The following is an 8,760-nucleotide window of genomic DNA, read 5'->3' as shown; positions in this document are numbered from 1 at the left end:
CTGCCTATTGCGGTGATGAATGTGCCGCCGCCGTTGGTGAGTTTGTCCAGTGAGATCTTCACCTGCAGGTCCGCGTCGCTGGTGGAGACGGAACCGAGCGTGGCGGTGGAGCTGCCGGCAGCGTTTGAGGTAGTGACCCTGGCTTGGCCGCCGGCGACGGAGAGGGTGGTGCCGGAGGAACCCCAGGTGCTCCAGTTCCCGCCGACCTCGGAGAGGCCAAAACCGCTGGCCACTGTGCGCTCGAACTTATCCTGGGCGAAAATCTGCACAGCGTTCACCGAGACCGATTTGGTGGTGGTACCGGTGGCGCCGGTGTTGTCCGTGACGGTGAGTTTGACGGTGTAGGTCCCTGCCGTGGCGTAGGTGTGCTGGGCGGTGGCCCCGGTGGCGGTGCCGCCGTCGCCGAATTCCCAGGCGTGCCCGGTGAGGGTGCCATCGGGGTCCGTGGAGGCGGAGCCGTCCACCGAAACGGTCAGGGCCGACGCAGTGGAGGTGAAGGACGCCGTCGGCGCCACGTTCGGTGCAGGTGCCACCGCGACCGATTTGGTGGTGGTGCCGGTGGCGCCGGTGTTGTCGGTGACGGTGAGTTTGACGGTGTAGGTCCCGGCTGTTGCGTAGGTGTGTTGGGCGGTGGCTCCGGTTCCGGTGCCGCCGTCGCCGAATTCCCAGGCGTGCCCGGTGAGGGTGCCGTCGGGGTCCGTGGAGGCGGAGCCGTCCACCGAAACGGTCAGGGCCGAGACGGTGGAGGTGGTGAAGGACGCCGTCGGCGCGACGTTCGCAGGTGCGACGGTGACTGTCTTGGTGGTGGTGCCGGTGGCTCCGGTGTTGTCGGTGACGGTGAGTGTGACGGTGTAGGTCCCGGCTGTGGCGTAGGTGTGTTGGGCGGTGGCTCCGGTGGCGGTGCCCCCGTCGCCGAAGTCCCAGGCGTGCCCGGTGAGGGTGCCGTCGGGGTCCGTGGAGGCGGAGCCGTCCACCGACACGGTCAGGGCCGACGCGGAGGTGGTGAAGGACGCCGTCGGCGCCACGTTCGGGGCAGGTGCGACGGTGACGGACTGGGTGGTGACACCGGTGGCTCCGGTGTTGTCAGTGACGGTCAGTTTGACGGTGAAGGTCCCGGCTGTGGCGTAGGTGTGTTGGGCGGTGGCCCCGGTGGCGGTGCCGCCGTCGCCGAATTCCCAAGCGTGTCCGGTGAGGGTGCCGTCGGGGTCCGTGGAGGCGGAGCCGTCCACCGAGACGGTCAGGGCCGACGCGGTGGAGGTGAAGGACGCCGTCGGCGCCACGTTCGGTGCGGTTCCCGTGGTTCCCAGCGCATAGTGGGCGGCCACGGTGTCTGCGGAGAGCACGGTGGGGTAGACGGCTACCTCGTCCAGCGTTCCGTTGAGGTATCCGCTGAGTGGCCTGGATGGCCAGGATGCCAGGTTATCGCCGCCGATCCGCCAGTAACCGTTGTTCGCCTGGCCCCTGGTCACGTCCGTACGCTGTGCCTGGCGGCTCCCGTCAACGTAGAGTTCCATGCCTCCAGCGCCGAGCGAGGCCACAACGTGGTGCCACTGGCCGTCGTTGTAGCGTGTTGTGGTGTTTACCGTCGAGAACGCACTTTGCCGGACTCCGAAAAACAGGCGGCCCAGATTGTCCATATAGACATGGCGGTCGTTGCTTGAGGATGAGGAGTTACCGGTGGTTCGGTTGCCGAAGCCGATGATTTTCCCGCCGGCCAGGGATGTCGTTTTCACCCAGGCTTCCAGTGTGAAGGTGTCCGGGGCGGGGAAGGCCGTTGCGGTGGCAGCTATGCCGGTGGTTGACCCGTTGAACGCGGCGGCGGAGTCGTTGTCGCCGGCGATGGCTCCGGTCTGTCCCCGGGTCACGCCCGAACTGACGGTGGCATCGAAGACGCCGGTCCAGTCCCGTGCTGCGCCGCTGGGTTCGCCCAGCCGCCAGTAGTCTGTTGCTTCGTCTTTCAGCACGCGGTCCGCGTAGGGGCTGAGGGTGCCTGTGGATGCCACGGTGATGTTGACTGTCTCGGACCGTACCTCCCGGCCGGTGGGATCCGTGGCGAAGATCCGGTACCCGTAGGTGGCCCCGGGTGTCAGGTTGGTGTCCACGAAGGACATGCTGGGGCGGTTCCAGAAGGTGGAGGCCCTGGTCGCGGTGAAGACGGGGCGGTTGATGTCGCCGTTGCGGATCACCTTGTAGGTCAGGTGTTCATTGTCGCGGTCCCAGTTTGCCTTCCACGTGATCAGGGCAGTCCCGGATGCCGGGGACTGGATCCGGGGGTTGAAGGCGCCGCCGGCAACCATGGGACCCTGGCTGTTGGGGGCGAGGGGTTTGACGGCGAATCGCACCAGTCCCTGCTGCGCGGTGCCGTTCACGGAGGGGAACTCCCCGCCCATCACGACGTAGTTTGAATTGCCCGCGATTGACCAGGCGGCCTGGCTTTGCCCGGTGAAGCTGCCCACGGCCAGGTCCGGGAACCAGGTCAGGAGCGATGGCCTCGGACGGCCCGCGAAGTTGAAATAATCGTATGGTTCCCGGGTAATAATCCCCGTCGCGCTCTTACTGAAAGCCAGACCCGGGTGGTACGCCCAAGGTTCCGGTTGCGGGAAGGCCCCGATGTTGCCGCAGTAGTGCGCGTGGCTGGCTGTATAGATAACATCCCCGACGGGTGCCACACCATAGGTATCTCCGTGGCAGTCCTCGATCCAGTTCAGGGTGCCGTCGGTGCCGCGCGCTGAAAAGGTTCCCTCAAGGTTGCCGTCAAGGCGACCGTAGGTGTAGCCCGTGCCGTAGACGTTCTCTCCATCAGCGGTGAGGCTGGTGATGCTGGCGCTTGGACCTCCGTTGCGGACCACCGAGTTGGCGGCCCACGGCAGGGAGGCACCTGCCGCCAGATCTACTGCCCCGAGCCCGTAACCGGGGTTTGAGGAGCCGTTGAGGGTGGTGAAATTCCCGCCAACGACGATTTTGTTCTTGTCGGGAGTGAGCACCATTGCCGTGACGTTGCCGTTGGCAGTTACCGGCGCCCAGGCAAGGGGAGCGCCGGTAGAGGCACTCACGGCTCCCAGTTTGGTGCGGGCCTGGTTTCCGACTGCGTTGAACCAGCCCCCAAGATACACCGCGGTGTCGGTCGCGACGATCGCGTTCACCCGGGAATCGACGTAAGGCTGGAAGCCCGGAATCATCTGCCCTGCATTGGGCGATCCCGCAGGATACAGGGCGGCAACCCGATAGGCCGTTGCCCCGTTGACGGTAGTGAAGGACCCGCCGACGTAGACCCGCGAACCGTCAGGAGAGACGGCGACGGTGAGAGCCTGCGCGTTCAGCACCGGTGCGAAGGTGGTGTCAAGGACGCCGGTGGCCAGGTTGTAGGCAAGCATGTTGCTTCGCGCCACCGTTTGCGTCCCCGGGGCGGCACCCGCCGGGCGGGCCGACGAGAAGTTGCCCACCGCATAGACCGTGTTGCCCACTATTACCTGCTGCCAGACCACACCGTCGATCTGAACCGTCGGGAGGGCATCGGCCGTGACAGTGGCCGGGGTGGCGGGGTCTGCCGGATCCGCCGGCGTGGAGTCAGCCCGCGCACCCCCCGCCCCGACCAGTGCCGACCCCAGGAGAAAAATCACCAAGGCCAGGACTAAGGCAATAGTTGAACGACGATGACGTGAGAGCAACATCAGAGACCACCTGTCAGGATTTCCACTGGAAGCGCCGCAATAATGTGCCAGGCGACGGCCTCCGCAAACGGGTACCGGGTCCCAATGTAAAGCGCCCGTCGAGGGACAATCGCGTGTGTCAGCTACGCGCTTTTGAAATTGCATTTACTCGGTCATGAGTGTCCCTACTTGGGCTACGGCAGCGATTATGGTGCGGTAGGATACGTTGCATCGCGGGGGGATTATGTACCGGAATCCGCGTGAATTACCCCGCCGAATTCCGGCCCGACCCTTTTAGATTCCGAGGTCTTTATGGTCCGTGACGCCGTATTTGTTGCCCTTGTGGCGCACCCGAGCGCCGACCTCTACGGCTCGGACCGCGTGCTGCTGGAAAGCGTAGAAGGCCTCGTGGCACACGGGGTTAAAGTGGTGGTCACCATCCCGTCCTCGGGACCACTTGTCCCGGAACTGATATCCCGCGGTGCCTCGGTTTTGCTCTGTCCCTCGCCGGTTCTTCGCAAGAGCATGCTGTCCCTGCCCGGCCTGGTCCAGGCTGTGCCCAGCGCCATCAAGGGCGCGATAGCGTCTCTTCGGTTGCTTTCCACCGTCAGGCCGGACGTCGTCTACGTCAACACTGTCACCATCCCGTTGTGGAATTTCGTGGCACTCATTAAACGCATTCCCCTTCTGGTGCACGTGCATGAGGCGGAGGGGTCGGCCAGCCCGTTGGTCCGACGGCTTCTGGCGTTTCCCCTGCTCGCGGCCAGCAGCATTGTTGCGAACAGCCAGTTCAGTTCGCGTGTCCTTCAAAGCTCATTCGCAGGCCTTGGGGCCAGGACGACAGTGGTCTACAACGGCGTTCCCGGGCCCGAAGTCTTTGGGGCACCCCGCGAGAGACTCGACGGTCCCTTCAGGATCCTCTTCCTGGGCCGCCTGTCGGCGCGAAAGGGAGTCGACGTCGTCGTCGACGCCCTTGCCTTACTCCGCAAGCGCGGCATTACAGCGCATCTCGACATTGTGGGCGCCGTCTTCCCCGGATACGAATGGTACGAAACTGAGCTCAGGGAACTTATCCAGTCCCACGGGCTTGAGTCCTTTGTGAGTTTCCACGGGTTCCAGGCTTCCGTGTGGCCATTCCTCGACGCCGCCGACGCTGTGGTTATCCCGTCCCGGCTTGACGAGCCGTTCGGGAACACCGCCGTGGAAGCACTGTTGGCAGCACGACCCGTTGTTGTGAGCGACACGTCTGGCCTGCGGGAAGCCGCTGGCGGTTATTCCTCCGCCCAGTTCGTAGTACCCGGAAGTCCGGAGAGTACGGCCGATGCTTTGGAGGCCATAGTGGCGGACTGGGACAAGTTCCGGGAAGCGTCCATCACTGACGCGCCGCTGGCAGCGACGCGCCACAGCATCACCAAGTACCAGGCTGAGATGGCGGAGCGGGTTCAGAGGGTTGCGGAGAGGGCCTGAGTTGCGGGGTCGGCCAAGCTCATCAATCCCGCGATTCTGTGCGCCATGTGAGACGTTGTGAACTTGGCCTCGAGGACCTCCCGACCGCGCTGGCCCATCTGATCTGCCCGGGGGGCATCGTGCAGCAGCTCAAGGATCCGTTCGCTCATGTCCTCAGGGTCTTCCGGGCGGCTGAACAGGCCGGTCTGCCCCTCGGTTAGGTAGTCTTCCATGCCCACCGTGCGTGTCATGACCACAGGCCGGGCTGTGGCCATTGCCTCAAGCATGACCGTCATTCCGGACGCGTGCAGGTTCGGCTTCGTAGCGACAGCGACCACACTCGAACGGGCATACAGCCCGCGGAGTTCGCTATGGGGCACTGCGGAGATCTTGGTGACGCCGGCCGGCGCCGGGAGGTCGGAACGGGTCTGAACCAGGAGCTCTGCGTCAGGACGCCTGGCATGAACAAGGCGCAGAGCCGCAAAAAGGGTTTCCGGGTCCCTGTGCCGATCGCTTCCGATACTCAAGACCATGGGCTTGTCCGGATAGCTGTGGGGGGCGAAAAACGTTGAGTCGACGCCGAAAGGCACGAACGTCACCGGCGGCCCGTCAGCTCCGAGCAGGTCCTGAAGCGCAGCCACCTGCGGGCGGTTCAGCACCCACAGTCCGTCCATCTGGCGCAGTGTCCTCACCAGTCCGTCGTAGGACGACTGGCCGGATGCCATCATGTCCGTCAGCCAGATCACTCCCGTGAACATCTCGCGGTGCGGTTTGAGCATGAGCATGCGCCGTGCTGCGTTCTCATCCCACGTGATTCCAATGTGGCGCCCTTCGCTGCCCGCCGCCAAACGTGCCCGCAGGGATGCGGGCACGATCCTGGCCACAACCCTGGGTACTTTGCCCGGTTGCGCCACGCTGGCTGCGTTGACGCTGGCGTTCCAACCGGAAAGCTCGTGAAGTCCATACGGCCAGCGGCTGGGCACTTCGCCTGCTGCGCTCCGACGGATCCATGATTCAAGATCCTGCTCGGCCTGGTAGATCACTTCGATCCGCGGTAGCCCCTGTGGTTGTTTCATGCGTTGCTCCCCTCCGTGAGGTCCTCGGTGGCCTGTTCATTTCGTCGTCTGGCCAGATCCCGCCGGACGTACCAGAAGTAGGGAATTACCTGACAGAGAAGAACTGCGATGGCAGAGCCAAGGACGGGCCCGCCGGCTCCTACGACGCCTATCAGGCTCCAGGAAAGCCCGAGATTTACGGGAACCATTACCAGGAGCGGTTTGACCTGGAATACCAGCCCTTTTCGATCAGTCATATACATGCCGAGCGGGTACTTGGCGGCCTCCACGGCAACAAAGGCAACGAAGCCCGCCACGAGCCAGATGTCCAAATGGATTTTCCCCTTGGCCACCAGCACTTCCAGCCAAGGAGACGCGAAGGCCATACCGAGGCCCAAGACGAGTCCGCCGGAGAGAAACCACAGTGATGGCACTATCGGCGAGGAAACCCGGCCCTGCGACCGCGCCTTCGCATACCACGGCCACATGGCGAGGCCTGCCGCCGCGATGGTCTGGAGAATGAGGCCGAATAATTGGGCGGCCAGATTGTACCGAGCCAGTTCATCGCCGTGGGTCAATTGGCTGAGGAGCAGCCGGTCGGTCTGGAGCGTTATGGGCATAACGAGCGATGAGACCAGGACCGGCCACGTCAGGCTGATAATCGGCACTCCAGGATATCGCCTGAAGCGCGCGATCCGTCCCACCGCAAGGCGTAGTTGAGGGCTGAGTGCTTTGGCGGCCACGGCCAGGCAGATCACGGAGACAAGAGCGTTCCCGACGAAGGAGAAGATCGCAAGAAAGCTCCCCACCGGAGCTGAAAGTGCCACGACCGTCAGGATTGACACCAGCATGAAGGGGGCAACGACAGCCTGGGCAGCGACCTGGGATGTAGTGCGTCCCAGCCCCACCACGATGCGCTGCCCGACAGTCAGCGGGAGTACGCAGCCGAATATTGCCATACAGATCAGGGCAGCGACGCCTCCGCCGTCGGGTATCAGACCCTGTCCGAGAATGGCGGGCCACAGTCCCAAAAGGTGGATGATCACCGCCAGTGAAATGATGATGAGACCCGATACAGACAGGATCCGGAAAGCGGTAACGATGGTGCGGAGGACGAAATCGTCGGTCTTGGGCGACTTGGTGTCGGCCAGGGAATTAATGACCACGGCCGCGATGCCGAGGTCAGCGAAAGGCAGGAGCATCGGCAGCGTTGCCAACAGGCCATACTGGGCGTATGCCTCCACCCCGTAGTGCTCGATGATCAACCGGCTGGTGAGAATGGCAAGCAGGCCAGACAGGCCCATCACGATAATCTTGACCACGGCCGGCCCGCCCACGGCGGCGAAGAGTCCTCCCCGCAATGTCAGACGCCCTGCCATGCTGCCTTTCCCCTCAATTTGATGTAAGCAGCGCCAAGGTTTCCCCGGGCTTCGGCCCCGGGCTTAGACAGCAAGACCAGACCGAGGGTGAGGAGCAGGGTGGGCGCGGAACTGTACAGGGGGCTGAACAGAAGGTTCCAGAGAGTCAAAATGACCAGGAAAAGTTCAAGTCCGGAACCGGTGCGGTGGGCAACCAGCGTTGCGATCACGCGGAGCAGGAGCACCAGAATCGCCAGCCCGGCAATCAGGCCCGGTATTCCGAACGGTGCCCACAAATCCCCCAACACCGAATGTAACTCGATCCTCTCGCCGAACATGTACTTCTCGACGTACCCGTTGTTTGGCTCGTAATTGATGGCAACCATTCCGGCCTTGGCTGTCAGGACGTCCGCCGGGCTGGCCAGGACTCCGGTCCCGAACCCGTATGGACGGTCCTGGAGCAGCGCAAGCGCCGCAGTCAGTTCCGGTCTCCCGCCCACCAGCAGGGAGCCCGACGTCTGGATCTGCTCGACTGAGCGGGCCTGGGCTCCGGCGCCAAGGTATCCGTCCACTACGAGTGTGGCTCCCGCGTTGTAGGTGATAACGGCGATGGCCCCAAACGCCAACAACGTCTTGTACACACCATTTCGCCGGCTGGCGGGCAGGTACTGCCAGACGAGGAGGATCGCGGTTAGCGCGATGATGGCAAAGAATGACCGCGAATCGTTTAGTGCCGAGACTGTGCCGAGGATCAGCAGCGCAAGGATCTCCATGAAGCGGTTTTTCATGAAGCGCACAAGTGAGAGAACGATAATTGTCACGGGGACGGAATACGCATATTTCCAGGGGTTTGCACTGAACCGAAGTTCCCCGGCGAAGATCGTGGCGAGAAGCCCGAGACTGAAGAGCAGACCCAAAATGTGAATTGGCATGAATTGCCTCGCCCACAGGATGACACCCACACCGGCCATGATTCCCAGCACCATAAGGGAATCACTGACAAGATTCTTGGTGCTTATGTCGTGGTCTATCGAGGCGAAGGCGGTCAGCCACGCGCCGGAGAGAATGGCTAATATTCCGGCTACCGTCAGCGGCGTGGCCCAGCGGAATTTCCCGAGGGCGGGGAGCCAAAGCGGGATAAGCGCGAAAGCCAAAAGGTAACCGGGTGTCATTCCCTGGCCGATATTGATCCTGAGCCCAAGCAACATGACGGTGGCCGCTGCTGCTGTCATTGCCAGGGTGTCTGCGATG

At 63.3% G+C, this 8,760-nt stretch carries 5 protein-coding genes; 1 reads left to right on the top strand and 4 read right to left on the bottom strand.

Going from position 1 to position 8,760, the window contains the following annotated elements; all coding sequences use genetic code 11:
- Positions 1-3,620: PKD domain-containing protein (locus tag J2S97_RS20685; protein WP_307051815.1), on the bottom strand; the 3,620-nt coding region annotated here is incomplete at its 3' end.
- 342 nt (positions 3,621-3,962) lie between these two features.
- On the opposite strand from J2S97_RS20685, the gene J2S97_RS20680 reads away from it, so the two are divergent.
- Positions 3,963-5,117, top strand: a complete 1,155-nt coding sequence (locus J2S97_RS20680; protein WP_307051814.1) for a glycosyltransferase family 4 protein — start codon at positions 3,963-3,965, stop codon at positions 5,115-5,117.
- Here the strand turns inward: J2S97_RS20680 and J2S97_RS20675 are convergent.
- From J2S97_RS20675 to J2S97_RS20665, 3 genes are read right to left on the bottom strand one after another with little or no spacing between them, the layout of a single operon-like run.
- Positions 5,093-6,172 carry a glycosyltransferase family 4 protein gene (locus J2S97_RS20675; protein ID WP_307051813.1) on the bottom strand — a complete coding sequence of 360 codons (1,080 nt, stop codon included), beginning with the start codon at positions 6,170-6,172 and terminating at the stop codon, positions 5,093-5,095. The two genes, J2S97_RS20680 and J2S97_RS20675, sit on opposite strands and share 25 nt — an antisense overlap.
- A complete protein-coding gene (locus tag J2S97_RS20670) occupies positions 6,169-7,530 on the bottom strand; it encodes a lipopolysaccharide biosynthesis protein (protein ID WP_307051812.1) in 1,362 nt (453 codons plus the stop codon). The genes J2S97_RS20675 and J2S97_RS20670 overlap by 4 nt, the downstream gene beginning before the upstream one ends.
- A complete protein-coding gene (locus J2S97_RS20665; RefSeq protein ID WP_307051811.1) occupies positions 7,515-8,741 on the bottom strand; it encodes a hypothetical protein in 1,227 nt (408 codons plus the stop codon). The genes J2S97_RS20670 and J2S97_RS20665 overlap by 16 nt, the downstream gene beginning before the upstream one ends.
- Positions 8,742-8,760: the final 19 nt, after the last annotated feature.

The organism is Arthrobacter oryzae (assembly GCF_030812315.1).
Classification (GTDB): domain Bacteria; phylum Actinomycetota; class Actinomycetes; order Actinomycetales; family Micrococcaceae; genus Arthrobacter; species Arthrobacter oryzae_B.
Note: the sequence above shows the minus strand (reverse complement) of the source record. Positions and strands in the feature narration are given on the sequence as shown.